15 protein-coding genes are annotated in these 16,621 nt (G+C 72.0%); 7 read left to right on the top strand and 8 right to left on the bottom strand.

Features of this window, described 5'->3' with window-relative positions; genetic code table 11:
- Nucleotides 1-242: 242 nt before the first annotated feature.
- The 3 genes from AB0E02_RS38675 to AB0E02_RS38665 form a co-directional block, all read right to left on the bottom strand.
- The gene (locus AB0E02_RS38675) at nt 243-1,100 is read right to left on the bottom strand and encodes a fumarylacetoacetate hydrolase family protein (RefSeq protein ID WP_362149285.1); all 858 of its coding nucleotides are present in this window, start codon (nt 1,098-1,100) and stop codon (nt 243-245) included.
- Nucleotides 1,101-1,238: 138 nt separating this feature from the next.
- Nucleotides 1,239-2,477, bottom strand: coding sequence for a membrane protein insertase YidC (gene yidC / locus AB0E02_RS38670; protein WP_362149282.1), 1,239 nt, complete (start codon nt 2,475-2,477; stop codon nt 1,239-1,241).
- Between the two features lie 246 nt (nt 2,478-2,723).
- A complete protein-coding gene (locus AB0E02_RS38665; protein WP_362149279.1) occupies nt 2,724-3,029 on the bottom strand; it encodes a DUF6412 domain-containing protein in 306 nt (101 codons plus the stop codon).
- Between the two features lie 172 nt (nt 3,030-3,201).
- On the opposite strand from AB0E02_RS38665, the gene AB0E02_RS38660 reads away from it, so the two are divergent.
- The 3 genes from AB0E02_RS38660 (at nt 3,202) to AB0E02_RS38650 (ending at nt 7,829) form a co-directional block, all read left to right on the top strand.
- The gene (locus AB0E02_RS38660; protein WP_362149276.1) at nt 3,202-5,271 is read left to right on the top strand and encodes an AMP-dependent synthetase/ligase; all 2,070 of its coding nucleotides are present in this window, start codon (nt 3,202-3,204) and stop codon (nt 5,269-5,271) included.
- A gap of 246 nt (nt 5,272-5,517) precedes the next feature.
- Entirely contained in the window at nt 5,518-6,165 is a 648-nt protein-coding gene (locus tag AB0E02_RS38655; protein WP_030416307.1) for a DUF4142 domain-containing protein, read from the top strand.
- A gap of 194 nt (nt 6,166-6,359) precedes the next feature.
- On the top strand, nt 6,360-7,829 hold the full coding sequence (locus AB0E02_RS38650) for a DUF1996 domain-containing protein (protein ID WP_362149291.1): 1,470 nt from the start codon (nt 6,360-6,362) through the stop codon (nt 7,827-7,829).
- Nucleotides 7,830-7,898: 69 nt separating this feature from the next.
- On the opposite strand, the gene AB0E02_RS38645 is transcribed toward AB0E02_RS38650, so the two are convergent.
- Nucleotides 7,899-8,063: a hypothetical protein gene (locus AB0E02_RS38645; protein ID WP_362149272.1), complete on the bottom strand. Its 165-nt coding sequence runs from the start codon at nt 8,061-8,063 to the stop codon at nt 7,899-7,901.
- The gene (locus tag AB0E02_RS38640) at nt 8,060-9,019 is read right to left on the bottom strand and encodes an alpha/beta fold hydrolase (RefSeq protein ID WP_362149269.1); all 960 of its coding nucleotides are present in this window, start codon (nt 9,017-9,019) and stop codon (nt 8,060-8,062) included. The genes AB0E02_RS38645 and AB0E02_RS38640 overlap by 4 nt, the downstream gene beginning before the upstream one ends.
- Nucleotides 9,020-9,131: 112 nt before the next feature.
- Here AB0E02_RS38640 and AB0E02_RS38635 point away from each other — a divergent pair, with 112 nt between their 5' ends.
- The gene (locus tag AB0E02_RS38635; RefSeq protein WP_362149266.1) at nt 9,132-9,746 is read left to right on the top strand and encodes a TetR/AcrR family transcriptional regulator; all 615 of its coding nucleotides are present in this window, start codon (nt 9,132-9,134) and stop codon (nt 9,744-9,746) included.
- 84 nt (nt 9,747-9,830) lie between these two features.
- On the opposite strand, the gene AB0E02_RS38630 is transcribed toward AB0E02_RS38635, so the two are convergent.
- On the bottom strand, nt 9,831-10,652 hold the full coding sequence (locus AB0E02_RS38630; protein ID WP_362149263.1) for a helix-turn-helix domain-containing protein: 822 nt from the start codon (nt 10,650-10,652) through the stop codon (nt 9,831-9,833).
- Between the two features lie 568 nt (nt 10,653-11,220).
- On the opposite strand from AB0E02_RS38630, the gene AB0E02_RS38625 reads away from it, so the two are divergent.
- From AB0E02_RS38625 to AB0E02_RS38615, 3 genes are all read left to right on the top strand, one after another.
- Nucleotides 11,221-11,979, top strand: coding sequence for a hypothetical protein (locus AB0E02_RS38625; protein WP_362149260.1), 759 nt, complete (start codon nt 11,221-11,223; stop codon nt 11,977-11,979).
- On the top strand, nt 11,976-13,526 hold the full coding sequence (locus AB0E02_RS38620; protein ID WP_362149257.1) for an NADH-ubiquinone oxidoreductase-F iron-sulfur binding region domain-containing protein: 1,551 nt from the start codon (nt 11,976-11,978) through the stop codon (nt 13,524-13,526). The genes AB0E02_RS38625 and AB0E02_RS38620 overlap by 4 nt, the downstream gene beginning before the upstream one ends.
- 152 nt (nt 13,527-13,678) lie before the next feature.
- Nucleotides 13,679-14,641: an SCO0930 family lipoprotein gene (locus AB0E02_RS38615; RefSeq protein WP_362149254.1), complete on the top strand. Its 963-nt coding sequence runs from the start codon at nt 13,679-13,681 to the stop codon at nt 14,639-14,641.
- Here AB0E02_RS38615 and AB0E02_RS38610 read toward each other — a convergent pair.
- Together AB0E02_RS38610 and AB0E02_RS38605 are read right to left on the bottom strand one after the other, a co-directional pair.
- On the bottom strand, nt 14,625-16,094 hold the full coding sequence (locus AB0E02_RS38610; protein ID WP_362149288.1) for a sodium:solute symporter family protein: 1,470 nt from the start codon (nt 16,092-16,094) through the stop codon (nt 14,625-14,627). The genes AB0E02_RS38615 and AB0E02_RS38610 overlap by 17 nt on opposite strands.
- 47 nt (nt 16,095-16,141) lie before the next feature.
- On the bottom strand, nt 16,142-16,354 hold the full coding sequence (locus tag AB0E02_RS38605; RefSeq protein WP_362149251.1) for a DUF3311 domain-containing protein: 213 nt from the start codon (nt 16,352-16,354) through the stop codon (nt 16,142-16,144).
- Nucleotides 16,355-16,621 lie beyond the last annotated feature (267 nt).

The raw sequence follows: 16,621 nt of genomic DNA, 5'->3' as shown, positions 1-16,621 counted from the left end.
ACAGCAGTCCACGAACAAGGCCCCGGAGGTCCGTCACCGCACCCAACACAAACCCAGCCCGCCGCAGGCGCAACGGCGAACAACACCCGCGGCGCCGCAGACAGCTACGTGCGGGGCGCCGCAAAGCGCAACGATGAGCAAGCCCCGCGGCGGGACAGCCAGCTACGTGCGGGGGCGCCGCAAAGCGCGAACGGCGAGCAAGCCCCGCGGCGGGAAAGCCAGCTACGTGGGAGGCACCCCGCCTACGCAGGCTTCAGCTGCGTGCGTTGGCGGCCCAAGCCGTCGATTTCGAGTTCGACGACGTCGCCGGGCTTGAGGTACGGCTTCGGTTCGGGCTGGCCCATGGCGACGCCGGCCGGGGTGCCGGTGTTGATGACGTCGCCCGGGTACAGGGTCATGAACTGGCTGACGTAGCGGACCACTTCGGCGACCGGGAAGATCTGCTCCGCGGTCGTGCCGTCCTGCTTCAGTTCGCCGTTGACCCACAGCCGGATGCCGAGGGCCTGCGGGTCGGGTACCTCGTCGGCGGTCACCAGCCACGGGCCCAGCGGGTTGAACGTCTCGCAGTTCTTGCCCTTGTCCCACTGGCCGCCGCGCTCGATCTGGAAGGCGCGCTCCGAGACGTCGTGCGCCACCGCGTAACCGGCCACCGCCGCCAGCGCCTGCTCGTCGGTCTCCAGGTAGCGGGCGGTACGGCCGATGACGACCGCCAGCTCCACCTCCCAGTCGGTCTTCACGCTGCCGCGCGGAACGAGCACCGTGTCGTCCGGCCCGACGACCGTGTCGGGGGCCTTCATGAAGATGATCGGCTCCTCGGGGGTCGGGGCGCCGGTCTCGCGGGCGTGGTCGTGGTAGTTCAGCCCGATGCACACGATCTTGCCGATCCGGGCCACCGGCGGACCGGTGCGCAGCCCCGTGGCGTCCAGGGCGGGCAGGTCGCCGGCGGCCGCGGCGGCGCGGATCCGGGCGAGTTTCTCGTCGTCCGCGAGCAGCGTTCCGTCGATGTCCGGCACCAGTCCCGACAGGTCCCGCAGGACCCCTTCCTCGTCGAGCAGCGCCGGGCGTTCCGCCCCCACCGTTCCGACACGCAGCAGCTTCATCGGTTCAACTCCCGTGGTCGAAGGTCGGCCCTGGAAGGGGTCTTCCGGGCCGGCCGATGGGGGACGGCCATCGAGCGATTTGGTTGATCCTCCGAGAACGGGGTCCAGTCCGCAAGACCCCGTTCACGGACTGGACCGTTACTGAGCGGTAGTAACGATGGGTCCGCCACCGCTCGCGTCGCCGCCCGAGTCGCCACCCGAGTCGCACCGGGTCCTCGCCTGTGCATCGGCGGACAGGGGGCGCCGCGTCTGCGCGTCGGCCCGGGTGCGCGCCTGCGCGTTGGCCCTTGCCCGGGCCGCCCGCTGCCGGGCCGCACGGCTCTTCGGTGCGCGCTGCTGAGGTCCGCGCTGCTGCGCTCCGAGCTGAGGGGAGGTGGTGGCGTGGGACGGCGTACCGGCGGCGGGGCCGACCGCCGGCTTCTTCGCAGCGGTCGTGTCCCCTTCCGCCCTGTTCCCTTCCACTGCGACCGGCGCAGCACCTTGCCGCCTCTGCCGCCTCTGCCGCCCCTCCTGCTTCTGCCGCTTCTGCCGCTCGTCCCCCTCAGGACCCTTCTTTCCCTCAGGACCCTTCTTTCCCTCAGGCCCCTTCATTCCCCCAGGCCTTTTCTTTCCTTCGGGACCCTTTGTCCCCTCGGGCCCCGTCTCCCCCTTGTCCCGCTTCAGCAGCGCCCGTTCGCAGGCCGTCCAGGTCGTGGTCGTCACCATGTACAGGCCGGCGGCCAGCGGGACCACCGCCACCGTGATCAGCGTGCCGAACGACAGCAGTGGCATCAGCTTCGCCAACGAGGCCATACCGGGCACCGATCGGTCCGGGGACGGGGACAGGGTCGGCATCGGGGTCAGGGCCGGGGCCTGGGCCGCGGTGGCGCGGGCGCGTCGGTAGTTCCAGGTGGCGACAGCCGCGATCAGTACGAACAGCGCGAGGTAGACCAGGCCCTGCGGGCCGAAGGGGCCGCCGGCCGCCAGGGCCTCGCTCCAGTGGCCGCCGAGCGGTGCGCCCAGCAGCGTGTGGTCGAGCAGACCGCCGCCCCCGGTGGAGAAGAGGTGGTACATCACGAAGAACACGGGCAGTTGGAGCAGCGACGGCAGGCAGCCGGCCAGTGGCGAGGCGCCTGTCTTGGCGTACAGGTCGGCCATCGCCTTCTGCAGCCGCTCGGGGTCGTTCTTGTGCTTGCGCTGGAGGGCGGCGAGTTGGGGGGCGAGGGCGGCGCGGGCCTTCTCGCCGCGGGCCGCGGCGCGGGCGAGCGGATGCAGTGCGGCGCGTACCGCGAGGGTGAACAGGACGATGGTGGCGGCCACGGCCGCGTCGCCGAAGAGCGGATCTAGTACTGCGGCGCCGCGCCCGAGCGCATCGCCGAGGAAGCCGAACATGGACATGGGTGAGCCCTCCACGGGTCTCGTCGTGCCGGAACAGGATGTCGGCGTGACGAGCTGCGCAGACGCGGGCGAAGGGACAGGGAAGCCCAGAGGCGCGGCCCATGCCCGGAGGCGGGCCTACGCCCGGAATGCCGGAATACGGGATCCGCCCTGAGGAATACCGGATCCGCCCTGAGGAATGCGTTATCCGCAACCTGAAGAGTGCGGTATCCGCCCCGAGAGGTGCGGAGTTGCCTGCCCCCGCGTCTACGCGGCCGTCGGGAGGGTGCGGCCCGGTGCTCGGGGGCGCGGTCGGCCGGCCGCGTCGGGGTCGCGTTGGGGCAGGAACGCCGTTCGCCGCTCACGGTCGCGGATCGCCGTACGGATCCGGCCCGGTGGCACCGGCTGTGCGCAGGAGGCGAGCAGGAAGGCGCTGCACAGCAGCAACAGCGCGGCGGTGGTCGCGGCCGCGGCCAGGGCCGTCGTCAGGCCCGTCTGGGTGAGGAGGAGGCCGACGAGGAGGAAGAGGGTCGCGGAGGTGTACAGCCGCCATGCTTCGACGAGCCGGTACATGCTGCGCCTCCTTCCGCCTACCCGCTTACCAGGACTTGTCGTCTTCCGCTCAAGAGTAGCCGGAGACCTGGGCAGCCGGGGCACCTGTGGGTAACTTGCCCTCCCTGCCGTCGGGACGGCGGTGGACCGGGAGGGGGGACCGGGGACCAAGGGGGAACACCTAGGAGGTGCTGTGCGCGACATCAGCGTTCCGGCCCTGGCGGCTCCGCTACGGACCGGCGGCCTCGCCGACTCCGTCTTCGACACCGCCGCCCACCAGCCGGACTTCGCCCAGCTGGCGCGGCGCGACGACCGGGCGCCGGACGGCTGGCTGGAGGTGACCGCCGGGGAGTTCCGGGACGAGGTGATGGCCCTGGCCAGGGGGCTGTTGGCGGACGGGATCCGGCCCGGGGCGCGGGTCGCGCTGATGTCCCGGACCCGTTACGAGTGGACGCTGTTCAGCTATGCGCTGTGGGCGATCGGCGGGGAGCTGGTGCCGGTCTATCCGACCGCGTCGGCCGAGCAGCTTCGCTGCATCCTCAACGGGGCGGACGTCACCGCGATCGTCGTCGAGCACGAGGCGCACGCCATGACCGTGGCGGAGGCGTGCGACGCGCGCTCGCGGCTGCGCCGGCTGTGGCAGCTGGACCTGGACTGCGTGCAGCGGCTGATGGAGGAGGGCACCCGGCTGACCGAGGCCGATGTGCACCGGCTGCGGCACGCCGTCGCGCCCGGTTCGACCGCGGCGATCGTGCACACCTCGGGCACCACCGGGCGTCCGCGCGGCTGCGTGATCACGCACGCCAATCTCGCCGCCGAGTGCGACACCCTCTACGCGGGCTGGGGCGGGCTGCTGGCGCCGCCCGGCGAACGCCCGTCCCTGCTGGCGTTCTTGCCGTTCGCGCACGTCTACGGGCTCGTGGTGCAGGTCGCGTGCCTGCGCGGCGGGGTGAAGCTCGCCCATCAGCCCGACCCTTCCGCGGAGGAGCTGCTGCCGGCCCTCGCGTCGTTCCGGCCGACGTTCCTGTTCGCGGTGCCGCACGTCTTCGAGAAGATCTGCGCCCGCGCCCGGCTCGCCGCCGAACGGGCGGGCCGGCGGCGGATGTTCGACGCGGCGATGACCGTCGCGGTGCGGTACGCGGAGGCGCAGGCCGCGGAGGCCCGGGGCACCGGACGCGGCCCCGACCCGTTCCTGCGGGCCCGGCACGCGCTCTACGAGCGGCTGGTGTACTCCCGTATCCGGGATCTGCTGGGCGGCCGGGTGCGGACCGCGGTGTCCGGCGGTTCGCCCCTGCTGCGGGAGCTGGGGCTGCTCTTCGCCGGTATCGGCATCACGGTCTACGACGGGTACGGCCTGACGGAGACCAGCGGTGCGATCACCGCCCAGCCGCCGGGCCGGGTCCGCTTCGGAACGGTGGGCCTCCCGCTGCCGGGCAGCGCGATCCATCTGGCGCTGGACGGCGAGGTGTGGGTGCGCGGGCCGGTGGTGTTCGCGGGCTATCTGGACGACGGGGAGGACGACGGGGACCGGGGTGGGGGCGGGGGCGGGGCCGGAAGCGGCGTCACCGGCGCCGGGGCCGGGGCCGGGCCGAACGGCAGGCACCGGCGCGGCGCCGGCCCGGGCAACGGCCCGTTCCCCGGCGCCGCCCACGGTCCCGGCAGCGGCCACGGTCCCGGCAGCGGGCTGTACGACGGCTGGCTGCCGACCGGTGACCTCGGGCACCTGGACGACGACGGCTATCTGGTCATCACCGGCCGCAAGAAGGACATCATCATCACCAGCAACGGCAAGAGCGTTGCTCCGCAGGGGCTGGAGCACCGGCTGTGTGCCCATCCGCTGATCTCGCAGTGCGTGGTCGTCGGCGACAACCGGCCGTACGTGACGGCGCTGATCACCCTCGATCCGGAGGCGCTGGCGCAGTGGCGGAAGCTGCGCGGTGAGCCGGAGGAGGGCGGTACGGGCGGCGGTGCGGCCTCGGGGCCGTCGCCGGAGGAGCAGTTGCAGGCGGAGGTCCGACGGGCCGTGGCGCGCGCCAACGCCTCGGTGTCCCGCGCCGAGTCGATCCGTGCCTTCCGCATCCTGCCGGGCGAGTTCAGTCAGCAGTCCGGGCTGGTGACGCCCTCGATGAAGCTGCGTCGGGCGGCGATCGTACGGGCCTACGCGGCGGAGATCGACGCCCTGTACGCCCAGGGCGAGCGCCAGGAGCCGGAGACCCGCAAGGAACGCCGCCGGTGGGCGGCGACGGGCCTGTACGCACGCTGACGGACGCACACCGAAGGACCCGGTCCCGTGGGCGGTGCGCACGGCCCCGTCCGCGCGCCGGGCACACGCCTGCCCTTTTGCGCACCGGCTCCCGGCCGGGCCCGCCCGCGGCACCGTAGCAGTGTCGCGGCGGGCCCGGCCGTAATTTGTCCAGGGGTGAGAACCCGCGTCCACGGACCCGGTGCGCGGCCTAGCGTCCGGTGGCATTCCAGTCCATTCCCGTAGGGACGAACCGGGAGGCGCTCCGTGCGGTCGATCCTCAGCAATTCCGCAGCATCCGGGCGGTCCATCGCCACGGGACTGGTGGTCGCCGCGCTCGTGGCCACGCTCGCGGCGCTGCTGCTGCCCGTGCAGCTCTTCGGGGAGAGCGCGTCGGCGGCGACGAACACGGTCTCGTACGACGATGACGGCGGCGGCACGGTCAACACCCGTTACGGCCCGCTGACCGCCATGGACCGGGACTTCGTACGCAAGGTCAGGCTGGCCGGGCTGTGGGAGATGCCCGCGGGCCGGCAGGCCCAGGAACGCGGCAGGACGGCGGCGGTGCGTACCGCGGGCGACCACCTCGTGGCCGGCCACACCGAGCTGGACCGGCGGTCGGTGGAGGCCGGGCGGGCCCTGGGCATCCCGCTGCCCAACCAGCCCACCGCCGAACAGCAGGGCTGGCTGGGGCAGTTGAACTCCGCCTCGGACGCCGAGTACCCGCGCCTCTTCGCCGAGCTGCTGCGCCGGTCGCACGGCAAGGTCTTCGGCCTGATCGCGATGGTCCGCGACCAGACCCGCAACACGATGGTGCGCTCGCTGGCGAACAAGGCCAACTCCACCGTGCTGGACCACATCACGGTCCTGGAGAACACCGGCCAGGTCGACTTCAACACCCTGCACAGCAGCTGAGGCGTCCAGCGGCGGGCCGTGCCCGGCCGCGGCGGACGGCAGCCGGGGCGCACGCCGGCCGGCCGACCCCCAAGGCGCATCCACCCCACCCCTCACACCGGACGAAGCGAAGTGATCTCATGACGCAACGGCAAGGGCACCGCCCACGGCAGCAGCGGCAGCAGTCCCATAAACGCTCCCGCCTGACGAACAGAATGCTGGTCGCCGCGGCCGCGCTCCTGCTGGGCGGCGGCGGCCTCGCAGCGGTCGCGACCACGGCGCTGGCCGGCAGCAACGACTCACAGCCGGCAGCCGGCCATCAGCACACCGTCCTGGCCAGCACGATCTCCTGTCCGGACGTGGGGATAAAGCTGCGCCAGGTCCCGCACAGCGCCCAGCTGCAGGTCTCCAAGGGCCTGGCCACGCTCGACCGGCAGGTGCACGACGCCTACCACCGGATGATGGCGGGCAGCGGCAGCACCGTCCTCACCCAGCTCAAGCAGCAGCGGCAGCGGACCATCAGCACGATGATCACCGCCATCGCCCGGGACGCCAAACGGCCGTCGTACCTGTGGAAGATGAGCGGCTGCACCATGAAGCCCGTCGACGAGGGGGCGGGCACCGGCGGCTTCGACTCGACGAAGTCCACCCGGGACGGCTGGTACCAGGGGCAGCAGCCCCAGCCCCAGGACGGCGGTCAGCAGCAGAATCAGCAGCCGGGTCAGGACGGCGGTCAGCAGCAGTCCCAGGACCCGGGTCAGCAGCAGGGCCAGAACGGCGACCAGCAGCAGAACCGGCCCGGCGGGCCCTCCCCCGACGACTTCGTCGACATCACCGCCGTCCAGCCGAACGCCGGTGACCCGCCGTTCGCCGCGCCCCGCGGCGGCAACGCCACGACCGGCACCTTCACCACCGAGTGCGGCCGCAACGAGGAGGGCCACTTCAACCCCGACAACGTCATCGTCACGCCGGGCGTCAGCAACGGCGCCCACCACACCCACGACTACGTCGGCAACAAGACCACCGACGCCTTCTCCAACAACGATTCCCTGGCCGCCTCCGACACCACCTGCACCAACGGCGACCAGTCCACCTACTACTGGCCGGTGCTGCGCAAGCTCGACGGGAACGCCGAGCAGAAGCCGGGGGCCGCCCAGGACGCCAACGTCGGCTCGGTGATCACCCCGGCCACGGTGACCCTCACCTACCGCGGCAGCCAGGCCGGGCAGGTCCAGGCCATGCCCCGTTTCCTGCGCATCATCACCGGAGACGCGAAGGCGTTCACCAACGGCACGAAGAACGCCAACGCCTCCTGGTCCTGCACCGGTTTCGAGGACCGCCAGCTCAAGGACAAGTACCCGCTGTGCCCCAACGGTTCGCAGGTCGTCCGCACCTTCGCGTTCCAGAACTGCTGGGACGGCCGCGACATCGACAGCGGCAACCACCGCGACCACGTGGCGTTCTCCGACCGGAACGGCAACTGCCCCAACAACTTCCGGGCGATCCCGCAACTGGTCGAGCGGATCACCTACGACGTCCCGCAGGGCAACAGCTTCGCCGTCGACAGCTTCCCCGAGCAGCTGCACAAACCCGTCACCGACCACGGCGACTTCATCAACGTGATGTCGGACGACTTGATGAACAAGGCGGTCTCCTGCATCAACGGCGGCCGCGAATGCCGCTGATCCGCTGATGCGCCAGGGCCCCGGGGCGGCTGTCCGCCCCGGGGCCCTCGCACGTGTACCGGCCCGCCCTCAGGCGAAGACGAAGGCCAGCACGATCAGCAGCAACAGGATCGCCAGCGTCTCCCACCGCGCCGCGCGGACGAGCGTGTCCCACGACGGCAGGGTCCCCCTGTGCGAGGACCGGCCGCCCCCGGTGCTGGCGGGGCCGCTGTCATCGGACGTGTGGTGGCTCATCCCGCCATGGTAGAAGACGCATTCCGCTGGTCGTCCGCACGGTCCACGGAGTCCATGAACGCCAGCATCCGCTCGTTGACCAGGTCGGCGTGATCGATCTGCGGTCCGTGACCGGTGGCGGAGACGATCTCGGCGCGGGCCCCGGGGATCAGCCGCGGTACCCGTTCGACCTGCCGCTTCGGGTGCACCAGCAGGCTCCGCTTGCCGAGCACCAGGTACAACGGGGTGCGGATGGTGCGGAGTTCGTCCTCGGTCAGCGGCAGCGGGGCCGGGCGGCGGATACGGAAGGCACGGACGCCCGCCCTGATCATCGCGCGCAGTTCCGGCACGATCAGCACCGGCTGCTCCAGCCACTTCGCCAGCGCGGGGCGCAACGCCCGCGGCGCGGAGGTCGCGAAGAGGCTGATGAAGATCCAGACGAAGAAGCGCAGCCCCACCTTCTCCAGGCCGCCCGGGTCCAGCGGTGTGACCGAGGCGAGCCGGCCGGGCGAGCGGTGCACCTGGTTCAGGACCAGCCATCCGCCGTACGAGGAGCCGACCAGGTGCACCCGGTCCAGGCCGAGCGCGGCCAGCGTCTCGTCCAGCCATTGCGCGGCGTCCTCGGGCCGCCACATGGGTGCGCGGTGCACGCTGCGGCCCGGGTCGCCCGGGGTGTCGATCGCGTAGACCGTCCGCTCGGCGCTGAGTGCGGGGGTGTTCGGGTACCACATGGCGGAGCAGCTGCCCGAGCCGTGCATCAGGACGACGGGCGTGCGGCGCGCCGCGGCGGGGTCCGCCGGACCGTAGCGGTAGACGCGCGTGGTCCCGTAGGAGGTCTCCACGTCGGTCTCTTCACGGAGGGGCGCACCGAGGGCGTAGACCGCATCGCAGGCCGCGAAGTAGCGGTCACGCAGGGCGTCGTTCACATAGCGGCCGATATCGGCCCGGCTACGGGTGGTGGACGGGGACACGGTCACCTCCAGGGGCGTCTGTTTTCGTGATACGACCGTACCACGATGTTGGTACAGCGGTACCATCAAAATTGACGGCCGAGCCCACCGGCGGAAACGACGAGCGGAGACACGCCCGATGCCCAAACGCGTGGACCACGCAGAACGGCGCACCCAGATCGCCGAGGCCCTCGTCCGGGTCGCCGGGCGGCGCGGACTGCACGCCGTCGGCATGCGGGACGTCGCGGCCGAGGCGGGCGTCTCCCTGCGGCTGGTGCAGTACTACTTCGAGACCAAGGAGAAGCTGCTGCTGGCCGGACTCCAGCACCTCGCCGTCCGCTTCGGCGAACGCGTCGCCGCCCGGGCACGGTCCGCCGAAGCCGCCCCCGGACCGCGCGCCACCGTGGAATCCCTGCTCCTGGCGTCCCTGCCCACCGACGAGGAGAGCCGCACCTTCCACCTCGTCTACACCTCGTACGCGGTGCTGTCGGTGACCGAACCGGCCCTCGCCGCCCAGCCGTTCCTCCAGCACCCCGGCGCCGCCGAGGACGTCCTGACCGACCTGCTCCGCCAGGCGTCCGCGGCCGGCCTCACCACCCCCGGCCTGGAACCCCGCCTGGAGGCGAGCAGCCTCCTGGCCCTCTCCGCCGGCCTCGGCACCAGCATCCTGGTCGGCCACCGCACCCCCGACTCGGCCACCGCGGTCCTCCGCCACCAGCTGGACCGCATCTTCGCGGCGGCGGGGCGGAGTTGACCTTGCACAACAGCCCACCGCCCCGTCCCTGCGCAGGGACGGGGCGGTGGGCCGGATGGTGCGGGGAGAAGGGAACCGGGAGGGTCAGAGGCCGTTCACCCGGGCCTCCCGGGCCATGCCCAGGGGCCGTATCGAGGATGCGACGGCCCGGGCACGGCGGCCGGCCCGGGCCCGGTAGGAACGGACGTGGGCCATCAGGCGGCGGCTGCGGAGGGCCATTTCGAGTTCGAAGCGGGTGCGGGGGTCACGCAGCACCGGGCCGAAGAGCTTCTCGATCTGGCGGAGCCGGTAGCGGACCGTCTGCGGGTGGACATGCAGCAGTTTCGCCGCCTCCGGGGCGCCGCCGCCCTCCAGCCAGGCGAGCAGGGTGACTTCCAGGCGTTCGCTCTGACGGGGAGTCAGTTCCTCCAGCGGGCCGAGCCAGCGGGAGGTCAGCGCGTCGGCGAGGGACTCGTCCTGGAGGAGCAGCAGGGCGGAGAGGTGGTCGTCGACGAAGGCGGGGCGGGACTCCGGGCCGACCCGGCCGGGCCCCAGCGTGAGCAGATAGCGGGCCCAGCGCAGGGACGAGGCGGTGTCCGTCGCGGGTACGGCGTGACCGACCGCGGCGGGCCGCCCCTTGAGCGCGGCCTCCAGCCGGGCCCGGGTCTGGGTGGCCGGGTCCGGAACGAAGAGACAGGTGTAGCCGTCGACCGTGCCGATGAGTGCGTGGCCCAGCGCGGCGGCGAGTTGGGGCGCCTCGGCGGGGGTGGCGAGGACGACGGCCTGGAGGGTGTCCGGGACCGGCCAGCCGGCCGCGCGGGCCAGCTCTCCCAACCCCTCCTCGGGGGCTTCGCGTTGGCCGGCGAGCACTTCGAAGAGGTCCTGGCGGGCCCGGGCGACCGGCATCGGTGTGACGACCGATGACACGGCCGGACGTTTACTTTCCGACTCTTTTTGGTAACCCAGAACTGTCAGCAGCGCCTGTTCCAGGGCCCATTGCGCCTCTTCCACGGGGGTATCGCCGAGAAGTGACGCCAATGCGGGAAATCCGCGTTGCAACTCCGCGACCACCTTCTCCGCGAGGCCCGGGAGTTCATTTCTGACTACCCGGGTCCACTCGCCTCGGGGACGCGACCAGATGCGGTTCAGGAGATCACACATCAGCTACCTCGATCCTGGCGGGGATGGGGGGTTGGACTGGGGAAGGGCGCCCCCGTGCGTCTGACTGGGCATCATCCGGAGTCCCCCGGCGCGACCGCGACGCCGCTGCAGGAATTTGTCACAGCGCGATAAACCTTACGAAAGCCTGAACGGCCTCGTAGATGCTTTTGCACATCCGGTTTACGGCCCTGTGTATCCACCCGGTTACGGAATGTTTAGTGTTACCGGGGGTCACCCGCACAAAAGCCCCGCAATAGCTTCGGGCAAATACCCCGCCGACGGAATTTCACCGGAATTCGCGTCCCGCACCCGTGCCCCGACACCGGGAGGTCCGATGTCCGCACCGCGTTTGCAGACCCGCCAGAGCCGCCGGGCAGCACACCGCGCCCGGCCCTCGCCGGACCGCACACGCGCCCGGCGGCCCCCCAAAGAACCCGGGCCGCCGGGCCGCCGTACGCCCGGCGGCCCCACCCCGACCGCCCTGCTGCGCCCCGCACTTCCGGCCGCGCTGCTGCTCTTCATCGCCGTCACCCTGCACTCCGGCGCGATGGACACCCTGGTGCGCTTCCTCGACTTCGGCGCGGGCGTCCTCGCGCTGGTCTCGCTGTCGGTGACGGTCCTGTGGGGCCTGGCGGCCACCGACCGCATGGTGCTCCAGACCGGCCACCGGCTGCTCGCCCAGGCCGTGCACCGCGGCACCGGCGTCGCCGGACTCGGCTTCCTCGGCCTGCACATCTGGGTCAAGGTCGCCGAGGGCCACACCACAGGGGTGTCCGTCGCGGTGCCCTTCACCGACGGCGCCCGCCCGGTCCTCATCGGCCTGGGCACGCTCGCCGCCTACGTGTTCGTCGCCGTCGCGGTGACCGGCGCGGTCCGCGGCGCGTTCACCGGCATCGCGGCCTCCCGCTGGTGGCGTGCGCTGCACATGAGCGCATACCTGGCGTGGGGCCTGGCACTGGTGCACGGCCTGAAGTCGGGCCGCGCCGCCGCCGGCTGGGCCCTGGCCGGATACGCCGTCTGTCTCGCCGCGGTGGCCGTACGGCTTGCCCTGCGGCTGCGCGATGCACGCACGAACTCAGGAGACCTCCCATGACCGCCCCCGCCCCCACCCGTCTGCTCCCGGCGCTGACCGCGCCGGAGCCCGTACCGACGCTGGCGTCGTTCGGCCCGCCACGGCTGCTGGCCGGGCTCGACGAGATGCCGCGCATGGACCGGGTGGCGCATCTGGCCCGGCACGGCAGCCTGCCGCAGCTCACCGCGCAGGAACTGGTGGCGCTCGCCGAGGACATCGACCTGCGCGGCCGCGGCGGCGCCGGCTTCCCGTTCGCCCGCAAGGTGTCCGCGGTGCTGGACGGGATGCGGCGCGCCGAGGGCAAGGCCGCGGTGGTCGTCAACGGCAGTGAGGGCGAGCCGAGTTGCCTCAAGGACACCGCGCTGCTGCTGCACGCCCCGCATCTGGTGCTGGACGGCGCGCTGCTGGCCGCCGACGCGCTCGGCGCCCAGGAGGTCGCCCTGGGGGTGACCCGCACGGACGTGGAGGACTCGGTACAGCGGGCGATCGCCGAACGGGGCCCGGTGCGGCCGGCCTTACGGGTCACCCTGCTGACCGAGCGGTTCGTCACCGGCGAGGGCAGCGCGATGATCAACGGGCTGGGCGGCGGCCCCGGACTGCCCTCGGGCCGCAAGATCCGCTCCAGCGAGCGCGGGCTGAACGGCGTGCCGACGCTGCTGTCGAACACCGAGACCTACGCCCAGCTCGCCGTGGCCGCCCGGCTCGGCGCCCTCGGCTACCGGACCGCGGGCCTGCCCACGGAGCCGGGCACCCTGCTGCTGACCGTCGCCGGCAACCGGGTGGTGGAGGTCCCCTACGGGGTGCCGCTGGCCCGGGTCCTGGCACTGTGCGGGATGGACCAGGGACAGGGCGTGCTGATCGGCGGCTACCACGGCACCTTCGTCTCCCCCACGGACGCGCAGACCGTCACGCTGTCCCGCGACTCGCTGGCCGGGTGCAACGCCGTCCTGGGCGCCGGCGCGGTGCTGCCGCTGCCGTACGACACCTGCCCGGCCGGGGAGACGGTACGGGTCGCGCAGTGGATGGCCGCCGAGTCCGCCGGGCAGTGCGGCCCGTGCGTCCTGGGCCTGCCGGCCCTCGCCGACCAGCTCGACCTGGCCGTACGGGGCGGCGGCGAGGCCGCCCTGGAAGCCGTGCAGGGCCGCATGCGGGCGGTCGAGAAGCGCGGCGCATGCAGCCACCCGGACGGCACCGCGCGGTTCGTGGCCTCGGCCCTCGCCGCCTTCCCCGAGGAGTTCGAGCGCCATGCGCGGGGGTTCGGGTGCGGCCGCCCGGTGACCGGAGCGCTGCCGGTCACCGGGCACCGGCCGGCGCCCGCCGCGCTGCCCGCCCCGGTGCCCGCCCAGGCCAAGCCGGCCGCCCCGCCGCAGGAACGGCTGCTGGTCGACTGGACGCTGTGCCGCGGCCACGGCCTGTGCGCGGACGTCGTGCCGGGCGTCATCAAGCTCGGCCCGGACGGCTACCCGGAGCGGGCCAGCATGCCGCTGCCGGCCCGGATGCGGCGCCGGGCACAGCTCGCGGTACGCCGCTGCCCGGCCCTCGCCCTGCGCGTCCAGGGCGGCAACTGACCGCTCCCGCACGGTTTTTGGCCGCCGGAGAAAAACTTCGCGCGGCATGAACGCCGGGCACCCCGATTGCCGTATCCCCGTGCGACGGCAACCGACCGGCAAGCAACGCACCACCCCACCCATCGACTTCGCCCAACGGCATTGGAGACACCATGATCACTCGACGTCGTGCGGGACTCGCGGCCGCCGCGGTCGCCACCCTGGCGCTCACCGCCGCCTGCGGCAGCAGCGACAACCAGAGCGCCGGAACGACCACCACCGACAACGTCCAGCCCGCCGGCCAGGGCACCAGCCAATACGGCTACGGCTCCTCCGGCTCCGGACAGGGCGACGACGGATACGGCGGGCAGGCGGGCGGGGACAGCGGCAAGTCCGCACAGGCCGGCCCGAGCGCCGGCACGCTCGCGCTGCACCAGGACGCCAAGCTCGGCCCGGTCGTCACCGACTCCAAGGGCATGACGCTCTACCGCTTCGACAAGGACACCGCCGAACCGCCGAAGTCCAACTGCTCCGGCTCCTGCGCCACCACCTGGCCCCCGGTGCCGGCCGACGGCTCCTCCGCCCCCGCGGGCATCGCCAAGAGCGCACTGGGCTCGGTCACCCGCGCCGACGGCACCAAACAGCTGACCATCGGCGGCTGGCCCGCCTACCGCTACGCCAAGGACACCAAGGCCGGCGACACCAAGGGCCAGGGCGTCGGCGGCACCTGGAACGCGCTGACCGCCGAGGGCAAGAAGGCGGTCGCCCAGGAACCCGCGGACGTCTCGGTGCTCAACCAGCCCGAGCTCGGCCAGATCCTCGTCGACGGCAACGGCATGACCCTCTACCGCTTCAACAAGGACAGCGCCTGGCCGATGAAGTTCGGCTGCAACGACGCCTGCCTGGACACCTGGAAGCCCGCCAAGCCCGCCGACCGCTCCAAGCTGAAGGGCATCGCCCCCAAGCTCATCTCCACCGTCACCCGCCCCGACGGCATCCGCCAGCTGGCCGTCGACTGCTGGCCCGTCTACACCTTCACCGGCGACAAGCAGCCCGGTGACATCAACGGCCAGGGCAAGATGGGCCTGTGGTTCGCGGTCTCCAAGGACGGCAAGAAGCTCACGACGACGCCCTGACCCGTTCGTCCTCCCCCTTCGGGAACTCGTCCTCCACCGCCAGCACCTCGGCGTCCGGCCGGTCGTCCGCCTCCCGCGGCCCCAGCCAGGTGACTGCCAGCGCCACCACCAGATTCACCGCGAGCCCCACCAGCCCCGCGTTCATCCCCCACACCGGGTCGTGTCCCCCGAAGACCAGGACACAGACCAGAGCGAACCCCGCCACCAGGCCGCTCACCGCGGCGAGCCACGTCAGCCGCCGCCACACCAGTCCCAGCAGCAACATCGGCACGAGCTGCGCCATGCCCTCGTACGAGATCAGCGACAGCCGGACCAGGGTGTTCGGGGCGGTGTACGTGAGGACCAGGGCCAGCGCACCCGCCGCCACCACGACCACCTGCGACCACAGCTTCTGCCGGGTGGCCAGGCGCGGTACCGCACCCAGCACGCTCCTCCCCCACATCGTGCCGATGACCAGCATGAACACGGCCATCGGCACGATGGAGGAGAGCGCGGCGGCCACCCCGATCAGGCCCACGGCCCAGGCCGGAAGGGAGTCCACCACCAGCTTGAACAACGCCAGATTGGAATCCGCGCCGGTCAGCCCCGGCACCACGAACAGCGCCGCCAGCCCCAGCAGCATCGGCACGAACAACAGCACGTTGTAGAAGGGCAGGTACATCGCGTTGCGGCGCAGCGCCTCGGCGTTGCGGGCACCGAGGTAGCCGGCCACGGTCGTCGGGAAGATCACCACCGTGAGGGAGTTGACGACGGTGGTGGTGACGAACCAGACCTGCCCCAGCCCGCCCGAGGCGTGACCCGGGAACGTCAGCCACTCCGCCTTCTCGGCGGTGACCCGGTGCAGAAAATCCCCGTAACCGCCGAAATAATGCAGCGGCACGTACACCACCAGGAACCCAAGGGTGCCGATGACGAGAACGTCCTTGAGCACCGACACCCAGGCACTGCCCCGCAGCCCGCTGACCACGACGAACCCGCAGGTCACCGCGAACCCGAGAAAATAGGCCCAGTTGAGGCTGATCGTCCCGTACGAAATGGTCGAGACGACCACGCCCATGCCGGTGATCTGGAGCTGGATGTACGGCAGCAGGCACACCGTCGCGAGAACGGCCACCGCCGCCCCCAGCCAGGGCCGCCGGTAGCGGTGGGCGACGATGTCGGTGATCCCGACGAGGCCGTGCCGGCGGGCGTAACCCCACAGCATCGGCCCGACCACATACCCCAGCGCATAGCCGCAGGACATATAGGCCACCACATACAGCACCGGCGCGCCGAAGTTGTACCCCCACCCGGCGGCACCGAGATAGCTGAAGCTGGTGTAACTCTCACCGGCCATCAGCACCCAGATGAACACGGTCCCCAGACTCCGGCCGCCCACCGACCACTCGGCGAGCCCGCCGCCGGAGCCCCGGCCCCGGACGGCCAGCAGCCCGAGCACGACGGTGACGACCATGAACCCACCGAACAGGCCCGTGGAAACGGTCGCGTTCCCGATTGCGTTCACACCCCCTCCCCGCCCCGGCCCCGCGCCCGGTCACCACGCCGCGCCAGCCACACGGCCGACGGGGTGGCGAGCGTCGCCACCAGCATCCAGAAGAACAGGAACGGCAGCCCCAGCACGGTCGGCGCCACCCGGTTGGCCACCGGCAACACCGCAAGGAAGAGGACGTAGGGCAACAGCAACCACAGCCGGTTTCTCGAACGCTTTCGCACGGGTTGAGGTTAGGCGCCCAGCGCTGCGCTTTGCGGCGCCTCCCACGTACTTGGCCGTCCCGCCGCGGGGCTTGCTCGCCGTTGCGCGCTTTGCGGCGCCCCGCACGTGGCCGTCTGCTGCGCCGCGGGGCTCGCTCGTCGTTGCGCGCTTTGCGGCGCCCCGCACGTAGCCGTCTGCTGCGCCGCGGGTGTTGTTCGCCGTTGCGCCTGCGGCGGGCTGGGTTTGTGTTGGGTGCGGTGACGGACCTCCGGGGCCTTGTTCGTGGA

Origin of the sequence: Streptomyces sp. NPDC048196, from assembly GCF_040652715.1 — a bacterium.
Classification (GTDB): Bacteria; Actinomycetota; Actinomycetes; order Streptomycetales; family Streptomycetaceae; genus Streptomyces; species Streptomyces siderophoricus.
The sequence above is the reverse complement of the archived record's forward strand: the minus strand, read 5'-3'. Positions and strand labels throughout refer to the sequence as shown.

Excerpts from the sequence above, each read along its gene's own strand:
- yidC (WP_362149282.1), bottom strand. The coding sequence starts at position 2,477 with ATGTCCATGTTCGGCTTCCTCGGCGATGCGCTCGGGCGCGGCGCCGCA.
- AB0E02_RS38635 (WP_362149266.1), top strand. The coding sequence starts at position 9,132 with ATGCCCAAACGCGTGGACCACGCAGAACGGCGCACCCAGATCGCCGAG.
- AB0E02_RS38610 (WP_362149288.1), bottom strand. The coding sequence starts at position 16,094 with ATGGTCGTCACCGTCGTGCTCGGGCTGCTGGCCGTCCGGGGCCGGGGC.
- AB0E02_RS38620 (WP_362149257.1), top strand. The coding sequence starts at position 11,976 with ATGACCGCCCCCGCCCCCACCCGTCTGCTCCCGGCGCTGACCGCGCCG.
- AB0E02_RS38625 (WP_362149260.1), top strand. The coding sequence starts at position 11,221 with ATGTCCGCACCGCGTTTGCAGACCCGCCAGAGCCGCCGGGCAGCACAC.
- AB0E02_RS38675 (WP_362149285.1), bottom strand. The coding sequence starts at position 1,100 with ATGAAGCTGCTGCGTGTCGGAACGGTGGGGGCGGAACGCCCGGCGCTG.
- AB0E02_RS38645 (WP_362149272.1), bottom strand. The coding sequence starts at position 8,063 with ATGAGCCACCACACGTCCGATGACAGCGGCCCCGCCAGCACCGGGGGC.
- AB0E02_RS38650 (WP_362149291.1), top strand. The coding sequence starts at position 6,360 with ATGCTGGTCGCCGCGGCCGCGCTCCTGCTGGGCGGCGGCGGCCTCGCA.
- AB0E02_RS38615 (WP_362149254.1), top strand. The coding sequence starts at position 13,679 with ATGATCACTCGACGTCGTGCGGGACTCGCGGCCGCCGCGGTCGCCACC.
- AB0E02_RS38665 (WP_362149279.1), bottom strand. The coding sequence starts at position 3,029 with ATGTACCGGCTCGTCGAAGCATGGCGGCTGTACACCTCCGCGACCCTC.